This window comes from uncultured Reyranella sp., assembly GCF_945957355.1.
In the GTDB taxonomy this organism is placed as follows: Bacteria; Pseudomonadota; Alphaproteobacteria; order Reyranellales; family Reyranellaceae; genus Reyranella.
In genome coordinates this window covers 12,017-29,656 of record NZ_CAMFKM010000010.1, presented here as the reverse complement: position 1 = coordinate 29,656, position 17,640 = coordinate 12,017, and the positions used below count along the sequence as shown (strand labels likewise).

Sequence of the window (17,640 nt, the reverse complement as noted above, 5' to 3'; positions counted from 1 at the left end):
CGGTCAGGCCTCAGGGCCTGGCCATCGCCCGAACGACCCGGCGGTCGCGGCCATAGACGTCGTCGCGGAAGGTCGGAACGCCCTCGGCATTGGCGCTGACGGTCCGGTAGGTCACGTACAGGGTGATCGGCTCGGGAAAGGTGTAGTGGGCCTGCTGATTCTCCCTGATCGCCTGCTGGACCCTGTCCTTGTTGAAGCCGTTCTTGCCGTTGAAGACCTTCTCGACGAAGTCGAGCGGGTTCTGCAGGCGGATGCAGCCATGGCTGAAGTTGCGGCTGCCCTCGGTGAACAACCAGCGGCTCGCCGTGTCGTGCATGTAGATCCCGTACTTGTTGTTGAACGGGAAGAAAATGTAGCCCAGCGCATTCGAGGCGCCCGAGTCCTGCCGGATGCGGTAGGGGAATGCCTTGGGATGGATCGAGCTCCAGTCGATCGTGTTAGGGTCGATCTCGTCGTCGTTGCTCCAGCTCGCGAAGATCTTGAAGCCACTTCCAGCCAGGGCATTGGGATCGCGCCGAAGGATCGGCAGGTATTCCTCGCCGGCGATCGACGGCGGGACGGTCCAGTACGGGTTGGTCTGGAAGCCGCGCATGGTCGACTGGATCTCGGGTGTCGGGTCCTTGGGTGTGCCGACGATGACCTGGCTCTGGAAGGCGATCTTGCCTTCGTTCACGAACACCATCGAGTAGTCGCCGGTGTTCACATAGACGAAGCGGCTGCCGAGATCCTCCGGCAACCAGCGGCGGCGCTCCAGATTCGCGACGATCTGCTCGATGCGCTCGTCGATCGTGGTGTTGAGCGAGCGGACGGTCTTGGCGCCTATGACGCCGTCGACGGTCAGGCCCTTCATCTCCTGGTACGACTTCACCACGCCGACCAGCGGCTCGTCGTAGAGGTCGGCGACGGCGCCGGCCGGCGGCACCGTGAAGTCGAGTTCGGCCAGACGCTTGCGCAAGACGGGCACGCGGCTGTCGATCATGTTGGGCTTGAGCGCCGTGCCGTCGGGCATCGGGGTGTAGGTCACCTTGCCGCGCTTGTCGCGCCAGGTCGCCAGCGCCTTCTGCAGCGACGGGTAGTCGCCCTTGGGCGGCAGCGAGGCGAGGTAGGCCGCGAAGTCGGTCGCGTCGGCGGCGGCCTGCAGCAGTTCGGCCTTGTCCGCCTTGCGCTGGACGATGTCGATTTCCTTGTCGACCCTGTTGGCGCGGACGCGGCCGGTCGAGACATCGCTGGCATAGGCGACGAAGGCCGCCGACAGCAGGGCCTCGGCCGTAGTCGGATCTGCGCCCGGGGCCATCGCCTTCTCGACCTCGGAGAGGTTGTACCAGGCGGGATCCAGCCCATGATCGCCGGCGCTGCGTAGCGCCTTCAGCAGCGCTTCGGCACGTGCCGTTGCAGGGCCGGATCCGGTCCACAGAACGCCCGAAGCGAAGGAGGAGGATGCCCCCGAAAAGGAGAGCGCGAACGCCAGGAAAGCGGCGACAAAATGCGATCGATTCACACCTCAAGTATAAAGAGAATCGGCTGATTCGTCCATCAGCGCACGAATCCGTGAATGGCCAGGAAGGCGATCAGGTCGGCACTGGCGCGCTGCTTCAACTCGGCAGTCCCGCCGCCCGCGCGGGCGCCGCGGGTGACGCAATGTCGTCGGGCCCAGGCCTGGAACTCGGGCTCGTCCATAGCCCGCCCCAGCGCGGGCACGAAGTGACGGCCGTCATCCTCGATGAGGTTGCGGCAGCACGACCAGTTCTCGGCGTCCTTGATGTCGAAGACGGGCCCCAGCGACTCCCATCCGTGGTGTGCGCCGCCATAGACCTTCACCCTGATGCGGTCGTTGCCGGCGGCCCGCATGCGTTCGGCGTATTCGATCGCCAGTTCGGCCGGCGTGTAGTCGTCCCGGGCGGCCAGCATGAAGAACATCGGCCTTCCATGCGTGGTGGCGTCGCGATGCTGGGCGGTCGCGCCGGGGCAGAGAGCGACATGGATGTCGAACAGGTGCGGGAAGCCGCGCCGCCAGCTCTGGCGCACGGCGAGGGCGGCGTTGAGCGTCGCCACGCCGCCCTTCGAGACGCCCATGATGCCGATGCGCTCCGGATCGAAGCGCCGGTCGGCGCGCAGCAGGGCGAGGGCTGCGAAGGCGTCACCCTCCATCTGCGCGGCCGAAACCAGGCTCTGGTCCGCCACGGTGCGCCGCACGCCCCGGCTCCTGAAACTGTCGACGATCAGCGCCGCGGCGCCGGCGGCATTCAGCAGGTCGGCATAATAGTGCTCGCGATGACGCTGGACACCGGCGCTGCTGGTCAGGATGACCATGCAGGGCACCGGGCCGGGCCTTTCGGGGGGAATATGCAGGGTCGCGGAAATTCGCGCCGGCAGGCAGGCCGTCGGATGGTCGAACGTCAGCGTGTCGAAGGACACCGATTCCATGGACCCTGTGTAGCTTGTCCCTTAGGTTGCGCGCCATGAGCCAGAGCCCCGCCACCGGTGGTACCCGTCAGGTCCAGACCCGCGCCGTCACCGATGACGAGGCTGACATGCGCCTCGACCGCTGGTTCCAGCGCCATTTTCCCGAGCTGAGCCACGGCGCCCTGCAGAAGCTGCTGCGCACCGGCCAGGTGCGAATCGACGGCAAGCGGGCCGAAGGCAAGGACCGGGTCGAGCCCGGGCAGTCGATCCGCCTGCCGCCGGGTGTCACGAACTCGCCGCCGCCCAGGCCCAGGACGGCGGCAACGCCCAGCGTCTCCGAGCGCGACACCGCCGAAATCCAGAAGATGGTCATCTACCGCGACGAGCATGTGATCGTGCTCAACAAGCCGCCGGGACTCGCCGTTCAGGGCGGCAGCGGGACGGAAAAGCACATCGACGGCATGCTCGACGGACTGCGCTTCGGCTTCGAGCAGCGGCCCAAGCTGGTCCACCGGCTCGACAAGGACACGAGTGGGCTGCTGCTGATCGCCCGGACCGGCCAGGCGGCCAAGCATCTGACCGCGTCGTTCCGCGATCGGGAGACCGAGAAGCTCTACTGGGCCATTGTCGTCGGGGTGCCACCCAAGAAAGAGGGCGCGATCAACCTGCCGCTGGCCAAGCGGCCGGGCGCCTTCGACCGGGAACTGATGCAGGTCGACGAGGAGAACGGCCAGAAGGCGCTCACGCACTTCCGCGAGATCGACCGGGCCGGCCACCGCGCGGCCCTGCTGGCGTTGTGGCCGCGCACCGGCCGGACCCATCAGCTTCGCGTTCACTGTGCCGCCATCGGCTGCCCGATCCTCGGCGACCGCAAGTACGGGGGCGAGGAAGCGCTGCTGTCGACCATCGCCGACGCGCGCAAGCTGCATCTCCACGCCCGACGTCTGACGCTGCCGCATCCATCGGGCAAGGGCGAGCTGAGGGCCGAAGCCGAGCCGCCACCTCACTTCCGCCGTACCGTCGAGGCATTTGGCTTTTCGACGGACGGAGTTTGAGCGAGAATCAATCTGGATGCGGATTCCCTGGAAGCGCGTGGCGGTGATCACGGCGGTGGCGGTGCCGGTCGCCGCCGTTGTCGGCGTCGTCTGGGCCGCGACAAGGGACCTGTCGCGCTATCAGGCGCGCATGACCGAGCAGGTCCGCAAGGTCACCGGGCGCGAACTGGCGGCCCGCGTGCCGCTTTCGGTCAAGCTCGGCAGCGAGCCGGCGATGGTGGCCGAAGGCGTCACGCTCGCCAATGCGGCGTGGGGTTCCCGGCCGGACCTGGCGCGCGTGCGTCGCATGACGCTGTTCCTCGACCCGTTCTCGCTGCTTCTGGGCGAGGTCAAGATCGGGCGCATCCTGCTCGAGGGTGCCGACATCCTGGTCGAGCGCAGCGAGGTGGGCGACAGCAACCTCGAGATGCTGCCGCCGCCCGATGGATCGGGGCCGCACCCCGGCGAGAACCGTTCGCTCAAGCTTCGGACCGCCGCTGCCTTCCCGTGGATCGGCAACATCGAGGTGCGCGACTCGGTCCTGACCGTCTCGGAAGGCGCGGGCCGGCCTCCCGTGGTGCTCGAGATTCCGGCCGCGACCTTCAAGTCGCCGGCGCCGAACCAGACCTTGCAGGTCGAGGGGCGGTTCGGCGTGGCGCAGGGCGTGCCAATGGAACTCACGGGGACCGCTGGCTCCTTCAACGGCTGGATGGCCGGATTGCCCGGCAACATCGATCTGCAGGGCGGCTTCGGCGACGGCAAGATCTCGATCAAGGGCAGCATCAACGCCAAAGGCACGTCGCTGCAGATCAACTCCGAAGGCGCCGACGTCTCGGTGTTCGGGCCCTATATCCGCCTGCCCGTTCCGGCGGGCGGTCCCTATGTGATGAACAGCAAAGCCTCGACCCAGCGCAACGGCTTCAAGGTCGAGGTCACGACTCTGAAGGTGGGCGCGAGCGAAGCGGCGGGCGAGGCGCTGTTTCGCGTCGACCGCAAAGGCACACCGACCATCGTCGTCAACGCCGACGTGACCCGCCTCGACGTATCTGAGCTGAAGGCGCCGCTCGCGAGCGCGGTACCGGCCGCGCCAGCGACGGCCCCCGTGCAGCCGCCGCGTCTCATCCCGACCCTGCCGTTCGTCGCGAACTGGCTGGGTCGTGCCACCCTGTCGGTCACGGTCAGGCTGGGTGAGGTCGTGGGCCTTGGCGCCAAGATGCAGAACGCGTCGGTGACGCTGGCGTCGGGCGAGACGCGCTTCACCTTTCGCGCGGCTGCGACCGTCGGCGGCGGGTCCGCCGGCGTCGATCTCGTCTACGATCCGGCCGGACGCATCGGGCAGACCACGCTCACGGCGACCGCCAACCGCGTCTCCCTCGGCGAACTGTCGACGCTGCTCGGCCTCGACTTCGGCCTGCGCGACGGCGTTGCCGACATCGACCTGCGCCTGCGCGGCGGCGGCCGGACGACGCGCGATGCGCTGAATTCCGCCAATGGCTCGATCGACGTCGCCATGGGCAAGGGCCTGTGGCCGCAGAGTCAGCTCGCCAACTGGCCGCCGGAGATACAGCGGCTGCTGGGCGGTACCGATTCCGGCGTCCCGTTCAACTGCATCGCGGGACGTTTCGAGGTGAGCGGCGGTGTCGCCAACCTCCGACGACTGGTCGTCGACACGCCGCGCGGGGTGCTGGTCGGCGGTGGCTATTTCCACCTCCGCACTGACAACTGGGAGTTCATGCTGGCGCCCGAGGCGCGAGACCATCAGAACGCCGCGCTGGCCGTTCCAATGCGTATCAAGGGCGGGCTCGGCAAGGCCACGGCGAGCGCGGTCGATCCCAACCTCTCCAAGCTGCTGGTGGGCGGCGGCCCGATCCCGAGCCTGGTCGCGCAGGTAGCCCAAGCGGGCCGGCAGGCGGGCGCCAATGCATGCGCCGTGCTGGCGCCCCGGGTCGAAGCGCTGCGTCCCGGGCTGCGGGCACAGTTGCCGGCGCCCACGTCGGACGTCCGGCAGCGGGCGTCGCGGCCGCAACTGAAGACGCCCGGTCCGCAGCGCAGTCAGGGCCGCTAACCCTGCTCTTGTCGGCCGGCCCGCACCGCGTGTAATCCCGACGCCACGATGCGACAGGAGAACAGGTCATTCCGCATCGTGATTTGGCCGGGATCTGAATGAAGCGATTCTACAAGGATACGGGCATCGACGAGGGCGAGGGTGGTTTTCGCGTCCTGCTCGACGGCAAGCCGATGCGGACGCCGGCCAAGGCGGTGCTGGTCGTACCGACTCGCGCGCTCGCCGAGGCGATCGCCGCCGAATGGGCGGCGGTGCCTGACAAGGCCGAGATCAATGCGGCCCATCTGCCGCTGACCCGCCTTGCCGCGACCGGCATCGACCGCGTGGTGTCGCGGCGCGACGAGGTGATCGCCGACACCTCGAAGTACGCAGGCTCGGACCTTCTCTGCTACCGGGCCGCCGGGCCGGACAGCCTGGTCGAGCTGCAGCGGGGACGCTGGGACCCGCTGCTCGCCTGGGCAGCCGAGCGGCATGGCGCCCAGCTGGTCACGGCGGAGGGGATCGCCTTCGTCGAACAGGCGCCAGAGGCGAGGGCGCGGCTGCACGAGGCGGTGTCGGCGCACGGCGATCTGGCCCTTTCGGCGCTCTATAACCTCACGCATACGGCGGGCTCGGTCGTGATTGCGCTCGCGGTGTCGGACGGCCGCCTGGATGCGGCAGGCGCCTTCGCGGCCGCGCAGACCGACGAGCTCTACCAGGTGGATCGCTGGGGCGACGATCCAATCGCGGAGAAGCAGCGCGAAGGCGTGCGCCGGGACATCGAGGCGGCCACGCGCTTTCTTTCACTTCTGGAAAACGCGCGTCTGCGCGGCTGAGAGGGATCATGGGAGCGGGCACCAGGCTGCGAAAGGTCATGGCCGAGAAGGGCCTTATCGAGGCGATGGCGGCGCACAGCCCGCTCTCGGCGATGCTCGCCGCCGAGGCGGGCTTCGACGCGATCTGGGCCTCCGGCTTCGAACTCTCCGCGCTCTACGGCGTGCCGGACGTCAGCATCGTGTCGATGACCCAGCATCTCGATATGACGCGCGCCATGGCCGAGCGCTCGGGCCTGCCGGTCGTCGCCGACATCGACACCGGCTTCGGCAACGCCATCAACGTCCTCTATGCCGTGGAGCAGTACGAGCGTGCCGGCGTCGGCGCGATCGTGATGGAGGACAAGAGCTTTCCCAAGGTCACCAGCCTGATCGCCGGCGGCCGGCAGGACATGGTCCGCATCGAGGAGTTCCAGGGCAAGATCGAGGCGGCGCGGTCGGCGCGGCGCGATCCTGATCTCATGGTCGTGGCGCGTACGGAGGCGTTGATCGCCGGCCTCGGCCAGGACGAGGCGCTGAAGCGGGCGCGGGCCTATGAGGCCGCGGGCGCCGACCTGATCCTGGTCCATTCCAAGCAGAAGACGCCCGACGAGATCGAGGCCTTCATCAAGGCGTGGGACGGCAAGGCGCCGATCGCGCTGGTGCCGACCGCGTATCCCCAGATGACGGTGGCACGGGTGAAGGAACTGAAGAAAGTCGGCCTGCTGATCTGGGGCAACCACGCGATCCGCGCGTCGGTCGGTGCGATGCGCGCGACCTTCGCGCAGATCCGCAAGGACGGCGGAATTCATGGCGTCGAGGCGAGTATTCCCTCCGTCGACGCGGTATTCGATTTGCAGGGAATGGGAACTGTGAAGGACAACGAGAAGCGATTCCTTCGCTAGACGTGATCGCTTTATTGGCCGAAAACTGACCGAGGGCCGGAGAATTAGATGCAGAAGATGTTGGAAGAACTCGAGCGCAGGCGGGCAGCGGCGCGTCTCGGCGGCGGCGAGCGCCGTATCGAGGCGCAGCACGCCAAGGGCAAGCTGACGGCGCGCGAGCGCATCGATGCGCTGCTCGATCCCGGGTCGTTCGAGGAATACGACATGTTCGTCGAGCATCGCTCGATCGACTTCGGCATGGAAAACCAGAAGATTCCGGGCGATGGCGTGGTCACCGGCCACGGCACGATCAACGGCCGGCTGGTCTACGTGTTCAGCCAGGATTTCACGGTCTTTGGCGGGGCATTGTCCGGCATGCACGCCACCAAGATCTGCAAGGTCATGGACATGGCCATGAAGGTCGGCGCGCCGGTGCTGGGCCTTAACGACTCGGGCGGCGCACGCATTCAGGAAGGGGTCGACTCCCTCGCGGGCTACGCCGACGTGTTCCAGCGCAATGTGCTGGCGTCCGGCGTGATCCCGCAGATCTCGATGGTCATGGGGCCCTGCGCAGGCGGCGCGGTCTATTCGCCGGCCATGACCGACTTCATCTTCATGGTGAAGGACAGTTCCTACATGTTCGTCACCGGCCCCGACGTGGTGAAGACCGTCACGCACGAGACGGTGACGCAGGAGGAGCTGGGCGGCGCGCTCACGCACACGCAGAAGTCGGGCGTGGCCGACCTCGCCTTCGAGAACGACATCGAGGCGCTGCTGCAGCTGCGCCGCTTCATCGATTTCCTGCCCTCGAACAATCGCGAGAAGGCGCCAGTCCGCACGACGCTCGATCCCGTCGATCGTGAGGATTTTTCGCTCGACACGCTGGTGCCCGAGAATCCGAACAAGCCCTACGACATCAAGGAGCTGATCCTGAAGGTCGTGGACGAGGGTGATTTCTTCGAACTGTCGCCGGAATGGGCGGCCAACATGGTGGTGGGCTTCGGCCGCATGGACGGCCGCTCGGTGGGTTTCGTGGCGAACCAGCCGATGGTGCTGGCGGGCTGCCTCGACATCGACAGCTCGCGCAAGGCGGCGCGGTTCGTGCGCTTCTGCGACGCCTTCAACATCCCGATCGTGACCTTCGTCGACGTGCCGGGCTTCTTGCCGGGCACGACGCAGGAGTTCGGCGGCATCATTAAGCACGGCGCCAAGCTGCTCTACGCCTATGCCGAGGCCACCGTGCCGAAGGTGACGGTGATCACCCGCAAGGCCTATGGCGGCGCCTACGACGTGATGGCGTCCAAGCACCTGCGCGGCGACGTGAACTATGCGTGGCCGGGTGCCGAGATCGCAGTGATGGGCGCCAAGGGCGCGGTCGAAATCATCTTCCGGTCCGACGTCGGCGACGCCAACAAGATCGCGGCGCGCACCGAGGAATACCGCCAGAAGTTCGCCAATCCGTTCGTGGCGGCCAACCGCGGCTTCATCGACGACGTGATCATGCCGCACGGCACGCGCCGCCGCATCTGCCGCGCGCTGGCCACGCTCGAGACCAAGAAGCTCGAGAATCCGTGGCGCAAGCACGGCAACGTTCCTCTGTGACGGAAGCCACGTGCATCTCTCTCCCGAGGAGCGCATGAGGCGCGGCCGGATCGTGCGCAAGCACCTGATGGTCGGGCTTCTCGCGCTGCTCGTGATCATCCCGCTGAATTTCATCGTGAGCCGCCAGTATCCGTGGTGGCTCTGGGTCCTCATCGTCTGGTTGCCCCTGATCGGCGCGCACTCAATGTGGGCCAGGGGCGTCTTCGATCGCAGAAAAGAAGGAATGTGAGCATGGCCGCCAAGAAGAAGGTCGCCAAGGTCGCCGCCAAGAGCGCGCCCCCCAAGAGCGCGTCGAAGGGCGTCGCGATTGCGAAGAAGGCGCGGCCCGGGAAGCCGGCCGCCGAGGGGCCGCTGTTCGACAAGATCCTGATCGCCAACCGCGGCGAGATCGCCTGCCGCGTCATCCGCACCTGCAAGCGGCTCGGCATCAAGACCGTTGCCGTGTACTCGGAAGCCGACGCCGATGCGCTGCATGTGCGCGAGGCCGACGAGGCGGTGCTGATCGGACCACCGCCCTCGGCCCAGTCCTACCTGCTGATCGACAAGATCGTCGAGGCCTGCAAGGCGACCGGCGCCCAGGCGGTGCATCCGGGCTACGGGTTCCTGTCCGAGAAGGAGGCCTTCCAGAAGGCGCTGGCCGAGGCCGGCATCGCCTTCATCGGTCCCGACGCCCACGCCATCTATGCCATGGGCGACAAGATCGAGTCCAAGAAGCTCGCCCAGGCGGCCGGCGTCAGCACGGTTCCCGGCTACCTGGCGGCGATTCCCAATGCCGACGAGGCGGTGAAGATTGCCCGCAAGATCGGCTACCCCGTCATGATCAAGGCCTCCGCCGGCGGCGGCGGCAAAGGCATGCGCATCGCCTGGAACGATGCCGAGGCGCATGAAGGATTCGGCTCAGCGACCAACGAGGCCAAGTCGTCCTTCGCCGACGATCGCGTGTTCATCGAGAAGTATGTCGAGGAGCCGCGCCACATCGAAATCCAGCTGATCGCCGACGGCCACGGCAACTGCGTCTACCTCTGGGAGCGTGAGTGCTCGATCCAGCGCCGCCACCAGAAGGTGATCGAGGAGGCGCCGAGCCCGTTCCTCGATGCCAAGACGCGCAAGGCGATGGGCGAGCAGGCCGTGGCACTCGCCAAGGCGGTCAAATACAAGAGCGCCGGCACCGTCGAGTTCATCGTCGACAAGAACCGCAAGTTCTACTTCCTCGAGATGAACACGCGCCTGCAGGTCGAGCATCCGGTGACCGAACTGATCACCGGCCTCGACCTGGTCGAACTGATGATCCGCGTGGCCGCGGGCGGCAAGCTGCCGTTCCAGCAGAAAGACGTGAAGCTGCAGGGCTGGGCCGTCGAGGCGCGTCTCTACGCCGAGGACCCCTTCCGCAACTTCCTGCCCTCGACGGGGCGCCTGGTGAAGTATCGCGAGCCCGAGGCCGGGCCCGACGTGCGCGTCGATACCGGCGTCTTCGAGGGCGGCGAGATCTCGATGTTCTACGATCCGATGATCGCCAAGCTCTGCACGCACGGGAACACGCGCGACGAGGCGATCGACCGCATGCGCCGCGCGCTGGACGAGTTCTATGTCCGCGGCGTTTCGCATAACGTGCCGTTCCTCGCCGCCTTGATGGCGCATCCGCGTTTCCGAGCCGGTAAGCTCACGACCAACTTCATCGCCGAGGAGTTCAAGGGCGGCTTCACGGCCGAACATCTGCCACCGAAGGATCCGGCAGTTCTGGCGGCAATCGCGGCGGTGGTCGATCGCATCCATGCCCATCGCGCCGGCGCGCCGCAGTCCGAGCGTGTCGTCATGCTCAACCGTGCCGCGATGCCGGTCTCCGTGAGCGGCGGCGGCCTCGAATTTGCCGTCGACATCGACGCGCGCCGGATCGAAATCGAGACCGAGTGGTCCCCGGGTGAACCGCTGATGCGGGCCAAGGTCGACCAGCATCCGGTGGTGGCGCAGATCGATCCCCTGGGCTCCGGCTGGCGCCTGACGCATGAAGGCGGGCAGGCCGACGTGCTGGTGCTGACGCCGCGCCAGGCCGAGCTCTACGCCCTGATGCCGGTCAAGGCCGCGCCGGATACCTCCAAGTTCCTGCTTTCGCCGATGCCGGGCCTGCTGGCCTCTGTCGCGGTGAGCGAGGGGCAGGAGGTCAAGGCGGGCGAGGCGCTGGCCGTGGTCGAGGCGATGAAGATGGAGAATGTGCTGCGCGCCACGCGCGACGGCACGGTGAAGACGCTCCACGCCAAGGCCGGCGACAGCCTGAGGGTCGACCAGAAGATCATCGAGTTCGCCTGAGCCCGATGGCATTGCAGGCGCGTCTGGCCATTGCCGGCCGGGTCCAGGGCGTTGGCTATCGCGATTGGGCGATGGAAACGGCCCAGCGGCTCGGCCTCAACGGCTGGGTGCGCAACCGCATCGACGGATCGGTCGAGGCACTGGTCGTGGGCGAGGACGAAGCCGTGGGCAGGATGATCGAGGCTTGCCGTCGCGGTCCGGCACTCGCGCGGGTGGACGCAGTCGACGTCGAGCCGGTCGACCTCGACGTCCTGCCGGCCGGTTTCACGCGGCTGCCGACGGCCTGATTCCGCCGAACACTTCCTCAAAGGTCTCGGCCAGGGCCGCGTCGAGGTCGGACAGGGTTACCGGCAGGCCGAGATCGACCAGGGACGTGACGCCATGGTCGGCAATGCCACAGGGAACGATTCCCGCATAGTGCAAAAGGTCGGGCTCGACGTTGATCGAGATGCCGTGGAAGGCCACCCAGTGTCGTATGCGGACGCCGATGGCGGCGATCTTGTCTTCGCGCGGGCTGCCGTCGGGCAGCGGCGGTTTGTCCGGCCGCACGACCCAGACGCCGACGCGGCCTTCCCGCCGTTCGGCCTTGACGTTGAAGCGGCCCAGCGTGCGGATCGTCCATTCCTCGAGGTCGGAAACGTAACGCCGTACGTCCTGGCGGCGCGCCCGAAGGTCGAGCATCACATAAGCCACCCGCTGGCCGGGGCCGTGATAGGTGTACTGGCCGCCGCGGCCCGCGACATGGACCGGAAAGCGGGCGGGCTGAAGCAGATCCTGGGCCCGCGCGCTCGTACCGGCCGTATAGAGCGGCGGATGCTCCAGCAGCCAGACCATTTCGCCCGCCCGGCCGGCGCGGATGTCGGCGACCCTCGCTTCCATGGTGGCAAGCGCCTCGTCGTAGGGGACGGCGCCGTCGGAGATTCGCCATTCGAGCCTGTTCATTGTGGCAAAATCGGCACTTCTCGACCTTCGTGCAAGCCCGCCTTGCCACTGAGGGGGCGATTTGGTATCCCCCGCGCCATCGAACCGGCGCGGCCATGGCGGAATTGGTAGACGCGCTAGCTTGAGGTGCTAGTGCCGCGAGGCGTGGAAGTTCGAGTCTTCTTGGCCGCACCATCGCCGGTTCGAATGAATAAGGTAGACGAGAGGTCGCCGCCTGTTGGTAAATCCCAACCGGCGGCCCTTTTGTTTTTCAGGCGAGGAGATGAGCTTTGGCGGACGAACTCAGCGAAAGCGCCCTCCGGTACCATCGCCTGCCGCGGCCCGGGAAGATCGAGGTCGTTCCAACCAAACCGCTGGCGACCCAGCGCGACCTTTCGCTGGCCTATTCGCCTGGCGTGGCAGCAGCCTGCAACGAGATCGTACGCGATCCCGGAACCGCCGCCGAACTCACCTCCCGTGCGAACCTGGTCGCCGTCGTGACCAATGGCACTGCCGTGCTGGGCCTCGGTGCGATCGGCCCGCTGGCAGCCAAGCCGGTGATGGAGGGCAAGGGTGTGCTCTTCAAGAAGTTCGCCGGCATCGACGTCTTCGACCTCGAACTGGCCGAACTCGACCAGGAGAAGCTGGTCGACATCGTGGCCTCCCTCGAGCCGACCTTCGGCGGCATCAACCTAGAGGATATCAAGGCGCCTGAGTGCTTCTACGTCGAGCAGAAGCTGCGCGAGCGCATGAAGATCCCGGTATTCCACGACGACCAGCACGGCACCGCCATCATCGTCGGCGCCGCGCTGTTCAACGCGCTGTCGCTGGTCGGCAAGGATATTGCCAAGGTGAAGCTCGTCGTATCCGGCGCGGGCGCGGCGGCCCTGTCCTGCCTCGGCGTGCTGGAGAAGCTCGGCTTGCCGCGGGAGAACATGTGGGTCACCGACATCGCCGGCGTGGTCTGGAAGGGCCGCAACGAGCTGATGGACCCGTGGAAGGAGCGCTATGCCCGTGACACGCAGGCCCGCACCCTGGGCGAGGTGATCGGCGGCGCCGACGTGTTCCTGGGGCTTTCTGCCGCCGGCGTCCTGAAGCCCGATATGGTGGCCCGGATGGCCGCCAGGCCGCTGATCTTCGCGCTGGCCAATCCCAATCCCGAGATCGCGCCGGAAGACGTCGCGGGTGTCCGCGACGACGCCATCATGGCGACCGGCCGCAGCGACTATCCCAACCAGGTCAACAACGTCCTCTGCTTCCCCTACATATTCCGGGGCGCGCTCGACGTCGGCGCCACGACCGTCAACGACGAGATGAAGATCGCCTGCGTGCGGGCGCTCGCGGCGCTGGCGCGGAAGGAACCGTCCGACGTCGTGGCGCGCGCCTTCGGCGAGCAGGCTGGCGGCTTCGGTCCCAGCCAGATCATCCCCAAGCCGTTCGATCCGCGCCTGATCGTCGAGCTGGCGCCGGCCGTCGCGAAGGCCGCCATGGATAGCGGCGTCGCGACGCGCCCGATCACGGATTTCGACGCCTATCGCCAGCAGCTCAGCCAGTTCGTCTTCAAGTCCGGTCTCGTCATGCGGCCGGTGTTCGCCCAGGCGCGCTCCGATCCCAAGCGGGTGATCTTCAGCGCCGGCGAGGATGATCGCGTGCTGCGCGCCGCGCAGATCATCCTCGACGAAGGGATCGCCAGGCCGATCCTGATCGGCCGGCCGGAGATCATAAAGCGCCGGGCCGAGCGCCTCGGCCTGCGGTTCCAGCCGGGCGTCGACATCGAGCTGGTCGATCCGTCCCGCGACCCGCGCTACGACAAGTACTGGGGCGCCTATCACGAGCTGATGGAGCGGCGCGGCGTCACCGAACCGACGGCCCGCAACCTGGTACGCTCCAGCCCGACGCTCATCGCGGCCTTGGCCGTGAAGCTGGGGGACGCCGACGCGATGATCGCCGGCGCCTATGGCCGCTTCCGCACGCACCTGGCCCATGTGCGCGACGTCATCGGCCTGCGCCAAGGGGCGAAGAACATGGCGGCCCTCAGCCTGCTGGTCATGCCGACCCGCGCGCTGTTCATTGCCGACACCTACGTGAACGACGATCCGGATCCCGAGACGCTGGCCGAGATCACCCTGCTGGCCGCGGACGAGGTCCTGCGTTTCGGTATCCAGCCCAAGGTCGCCCTGATCTCGCATTCGAGCTTCGGCAGTTCCGAGCATGCGTCGGCCAGGAAGATGGCGACCGCGGTGAAGATCCTGCACCAGCGGGCGCCGACCCTCGAGGTCGATGGCGAGATGCACGGCGACGCCGCGCTGAACGTCGAAATCCGCAACAGCGTCTTTCCGCGGTCTAGGCTGAAGGAGGCGGCGAACCTGGTTGTCTGCCCGTCGCTGGATGCCGCCAACATCTCCTTCAACCTGCTGAAGGAGGCGGCTGACGGGCTGCATATCGGACCAATCCTGCTCGGCACAGATCTGCCGGCGCATGTGCTCACGCCGTCGGTCACTGCCCGCGGCATCCTCAACATGACCGCCCTGGCGGTGGTCGAAGCGCAGCGCCTCGCCGAGGCGCGTGGATGAGCGGCGAGATCGATCTCGTCGATGAAGTCACGCCGGAACTCGTCCGGCGAGTTGAGGCGGCCCTTGTCGAGAACAGGCCGGAAGAGGCGCGGGGGCTGCTGGCTAACCTCAGCGCGACTGGCCAGGCCTCCATCCTCGAACAGATTTCGGAGGATGAGCGCGACACACTGGTCGGGATCCTCAAGGACGATCTCGATCCCGAGACCCTGACCGAACTCGACGAGGAAGTCCTCGAGGACGTTCTCGATCAGCTCGACAGCAAGGAAATCGCGGCCGCTGCACGCGAATTGGAGGCCGACGATGCGGCCACCATTCTGGAGGACCTTTCAGAGGACGAACGGCGGGAGGTCCTGGCCGAGCTGCCGGCCGAGGAGCGCGCCGACATCGAGCGGGCGCTGGCCTATCCGGAAGATACGGCCGGGCGCCTCATGCAGCGCTCGCTGGTCAAGGTCGCCGATACCTGGACCGTGGGCCAGGTGATCGACTATTGCCGCGAGGCGACTGACCTGCCCGACGACGTCTACGACATCTTCGTCGTCGATGCGGCGGGCCGACTGCGCGGTTCGGTGCCGCTCGGCCGCATGCTGCGGACCAAGCGGCCCGTTCCGATCCTAGACATCGTCGATCCCGACATCCCTTCGCTGCCGGCGATGGCTGACCAGGCCGAGGTGGCGCACGTCTTCCGCGACAAGAACCTGGTCTCGTGTCCGGTCGTCGACGGTAACGGGCGGCTGCAGGGCGTGATCATGGTCGACGACGTCGTCGACGTGATCGACGAAGAGGCCGAGGAGGACCTGCTTAAGATGGGAGGCGTCGGCGCCGACGACATGCATGCCGACACCGTGACCACCGCCCGGATGCGGGCGCCCTGGCTGCTGGTCAACGTCGCGACCGCCCTTGTCGCGTCATTCGTCATCAGCCGGTTCGAAGACACGATCGAGAAGATCGTGATCCTGGCCGCTCTCATGCCGATCGTCGCGTCGATGGGCGGCAATGCCGGCATCCAGACCGTCACCGTCACGGTGCGCGCCCTGGCGATGGGCGAGCTTACCGCCGCCAACGGGATGCGCTTCATCGCCAAGGAAGCGGTCGTGGGCAGTCTCAACGGACTGTTGTTCGCACTTTTGTTGGCCGTGGGCGTGATCCTGATCTTCCACGACTGGCGGCTCGGTGCCGTGATCGCCGCCGCCATGGTCTGCAATCTCATGGCCGCGGCGCTGGCTGGCTCGCTGATCCCGCTTGGTCTACAGAAATTCGGCGTCGACCCCGCCGTCTCCTCGACGGTTTTCCTGACCATGGTTACCGACGTGACCGGATTTCTCACCTTCCTCGGGCTGGCGACGATCTTCCTGCTTTGAGGTATCCTTTGCGGCGGAGGTCGTTCATGTCGGCAATCGTCCGCCTGGTGGTTGCATTCGCCCTGATGCTGGGTGCTTCCGTGGCACAAGCGCAGAACAAGGTGCCGTCCGACCGGCCACTGGAAGCACTAGTCAAGAGTTCGCTGCTGACCCTCAACGATGCCAACGTCACCGGAAACTATTCCGTGCTGCACGCCAAGCTGTCCAAGCCTTTCCGCCAGCAGTTCTCGCCAGAGAAACTTAAGGAGACGTTCAAGGAATTCGGCCAGGGCAATGCCGATTTCGACATCATCGCCGCCATGAAGCCGGCCTATGATCCGGCGCCGGTCGTCGACGGCGACGGCAAGCTGGTGGTGAAGGGCAGCTTCCCGACGGAGCCGTCGCGGCTGCTCTTCGAGCTCGAGTTCATTCCGTCAGACGGCGAGTGGAAGCTGATCCGCATCCACGTCAAGCTGGGTTCCAAGTCCTGATGCAATCCCATAGCAGGTAAGACGAAGATGATTCCGAATGCGATGCCGCCGTTCGATTTCGGCCTGGGAGAAACGGCCGACGCGCTGCGCGACCAGGTCCAGCGCTTTGCCTCGACAGAGGTCGCGCCGATCGCCGCCGAGATCGACAAGACCGACCGGTTCCCGCGCGAGCTGTGGCCGAAGATGGGTGAACTCGGTCTGCACGGCATCACCGTCGAGGAAGAGTTCGGCGGTTCGGGCCTCGGCTATCTTGAGCATGTCATCGCGGTCGAGGAGATCAGCCGTGCCTCTGCCGCAGTCGGGCTGAGCTACGGCGCCCACTCCAACCTCTGCATCAACCAGATCCGCCGCACTGGCACCGACGAGCAGAAGCGCCGCTTCCTGCCCGGGCTGATCTCCGGCGAGCATGTCGGCAGCCTCGCCATGAGCGAATCGGGCGCCGGCTCCGACGTCGTATCGATGAAGCTGCGGGCCGAGAAGAAGGGCGACCGCTACGTCCTGAATGGCACCAAGATGTGGATCACCAACAGCCCCGACGCGCAGCTGATCGTGGTCTATGCCAAGACCGATCCGGCCGCCGGGCCGCGCGGCATCACGACCTTCATCGTCGAGACCGACCGCAAGGGGTTCAAGGTCGCGCAGAAGCTCGACAAAATGGGCATGCGCGGCTCCTCGACCGGCGAACTCGTGTTCGAGGATTGCGAGATCCCCGAGGAGAACGTGCTGGGCGCAGTGGGCAAGGGCGTCAACGTGCTGATGAGCGGGCTCGACTACGAGCGTGCCGTCCTGGCGGCGGGCCCCATCGGCATCATGCAGGCGGCGATGGACATCGTCGTACCCTATGTCCACGAGCGCAAGCAGTTCGGCCAGGCGATCGGCGAGTTCCAGCTGGTCCAGGGCAAGCTCGCCGACATGTACACGACGATGAATGCCTGCAAGGCCTATGTGTATGCCGTCGCCAGGGCCTGCGACCGCGGCCAGACCACGCGCAAGGATTCGGCCGGGGCGATCCTCTATGCCGCCGAGAAAGCGACGATGGTGGCACTCGACGCCATCCAGCTGCTGGGCGGCAACGGCTACATCAACGACTATCCGACCGGCCGCCTGCTGCGCGACGCCAAGCTCTACGAGATCGGCGCCGGCACCAGCGAGATCCGCCGCATGCTGATCGGCCGCGAACTGTTCGCCGAGACCGCCTGACGGACGACGGCATTTGACCCGGAGGAGGCTTTTTC

At 66.7% G+C, this 17,640-nt stretch carries 15 protein-coding genes and 1 tRNA gene; 13 read left to right on the top strand and 3 right to left on the bottom strand.

What is annotated here, in order from left to right; genetic code table 11:
• Positions 1-10: 10 nt before the first annotated feature.
• A complete protein-coding gene (locus Q0Q48_RS16925; protein ID WP_295139953.1) occupies positions 11-1,498 on the bottom strand; it encodes a L,D-transpeptidase family protein in 1,488 nt (495 codons plus the stop codon).
• Between the two features lie 35 nt (positions 1,499-1,533).
• Positions 1,534-2,424: a dienelactone hydrolase family protein gene (locus Q0Q48_RS16920; protein WP_295139951.1), complete on the bottom strand. Its 891-nt coding sequence runs from the start codon at positions 2,422-2,424 to the stop codon at positions 1,534-1,536.
• Between the two features lie 35 nt (positions 2,425-2,459).
• On the opposite strand from Q0Q48_RS16920, the gene Q0Q48_RS16915 reads away from it, so the two are divergent.
• From Q0Q48_RS16915 to Q0Q48_RS16880, 8 genes are all read left to right on the top strand, one after another.
• Entirely contained in the window at positions 2,460-3,458 is a 999-nt protein-coding gene (locus tag Q0Q48_RS16915) for an RluA family pseudouridine synthase (protein ID WP_295139949.1), read from the top strand.
• A 16-nt stretch (positions 3,459-3,474) separates the two neighbouring features.
• Positions 3,475-5,502: an AsmA family protein gene (locus Q0Q48_RS16910; RefSeq protein ID WP_295139947.1), complete on the top strand. Its 2,028-nt coding sequence runs from the start codon at positions 3,475-3,477 to the stop codon at positions 5,500-5,502.
• A 98-nt stretch (positions 5,503-5,600) separates the two neighbouring features.
• Positions 5,601-6,317, top strand: coding sequence for an ATP12 family protein (locus tag Q0Q48_RS16905; RefSeq protein WP_295139945.1), 717 nt, complete (start codon positions 5,601-5,603; stop codon positions 6,315-6,317).
• Positions 6,318-6,325: 8 nt separating this feature from the next.
• Positions 6,326-7,198: a phosphonopyruvate hydrolase gene (locus Q0Q48_RS16900; RefSeq protein ID WP_295139943.1), complete on the top strand. Its 873-nt coding sequence runs from the start codon at positions 6,326-6,328 to the stop codon at positions 7,196-7,198.
• A 48-nt stretch (positions 7,199-7,246) separates the two neighbouring features.
• Complete coding sequence (locus Q0Q48_RS16895; protein ID WP_295139941.1) at positions 7,247-8,779, top strand: acyl-CoA carboxylase subunit beta; 1,533 nt, start codon at positions 7,247-7,249, stop codon at positions 8,777-8,779.
• 34 nt (positions 8,780-8,813) lie between these two features.
• On the top strand, positions 8,814-9,008 hold the full coding sequence (locus Q0Q48_RS16890; protein WP_295139939.1) for a hypothetical protein: 195 nt from the start codon (positions 8,814-8,816) through the stop codon (positions 9,006-9,008).
• A gap of 122 nt (positions 9,009-9,130) precedes the next feature.
• A complete protein-coding gene (locus Q0Q48_RS16885) occupies positions 9,131-11,083 on the top strand; it encodes an acetyl/propionyl/methylcrotonyl-CoA carboxylase subunit alpha (protein WP_295140325.1) in 1,953 nt (650 codons plus the stop codon).
• Between the two features lie 5 nt (positions 11,084-11,088).
• A complete protein-coding gene (locus Q0Q48_RS16880; RefSeq protein ID WP_295139937.1) occupies positions 11,089-11,370 on the top strand; it encodes an acylphosphatase in 282 nt (93 codons plus the stop codon).
• Here the strand turns inward: Q0Q48_RS16880 and lipB are convergent.
• Positions 11,348-12,025, bottom strand: coding sequence for a lipoyl(octanoyl) transferase LipB (gene lipB, locus Q0Q48_RS16875; protein WP_295139935.1), 678 nt, complete (start codon positions 12,023-12,025; stop codon positions 11,348-11,350). The genes Q0Q48_RS16880 and lipB overlap by 23 nt on opposite strands.
• Before the next feature lie 89 nt (positions 12,026-12,114).
• Between lipB and Q0Q48_RS16870 the strand changes: the two genes are divergently transcribed.
• The 5 genes from Q0Q48_RS16870 to Q0Q48_RS16850 all read left to right on the top strand — a co-directional run bounded on the left by Q0Q48_RS16870 (position 12,115) and on the right by Q0Q48_RS16850 (position 17,605).
• Positions 12,115-12,199, top strand: a tRNA-Leu gene (locus tag Q0Q48_RS16870).
• A gap of 95 nt (positions 12,200-12,294) precedes the next feature.
• Positions 12,295-14,577, top strand: a complete 2,283-nt coding sequence (locus Q0Q48_RS16865; RefSeq protein WP_295139933.1) for an NADP-dependent malic enzyme — start codon at positions 12,295-12,297, stop codon at positions 14,575-14,577.
• Complete coding sequence (mgtE, locus tag Q0Q48_RS16860; RefSeq protein WP_295139931.1) at positions 14,574-15,935, top strand: magnesium transporter; 1,362 nt, start codon at positions 14,574-14,576, stop codon at positions 15,933-15,935. Before Q0Q48_RS16865 ends, mgtE begins: the two co-directional genes overlap by 4 nt.
• 26 nt (positions 15,936-15,961) lie before the next feature.
• Positions 15,962-16,405 (top strand): hypothetical protein, encoded by a 444-nt coding sequence (locus tag Q0Q48_RS16855; protein WP_295139929.1) that lies wholly within the window; start codon positions 15,962-15,964, stop codon positions 16,403-16,405.
• A gap of 27 nt (positions 16,406-16,432) precedes the next feature.
• Positions 16,433-17,605, top strand: a complete 1,173-nt coding sequence (locus Q0Q48_RS16850; protein WP_295139927.1) for an isovaleryl-CoA dehydrogenase — start codon at positions 16,433-16,435, stop codon at positions 17,603-17,605.
• Positions 17,606-17,640: the final 35 nt, after the last annotated feature.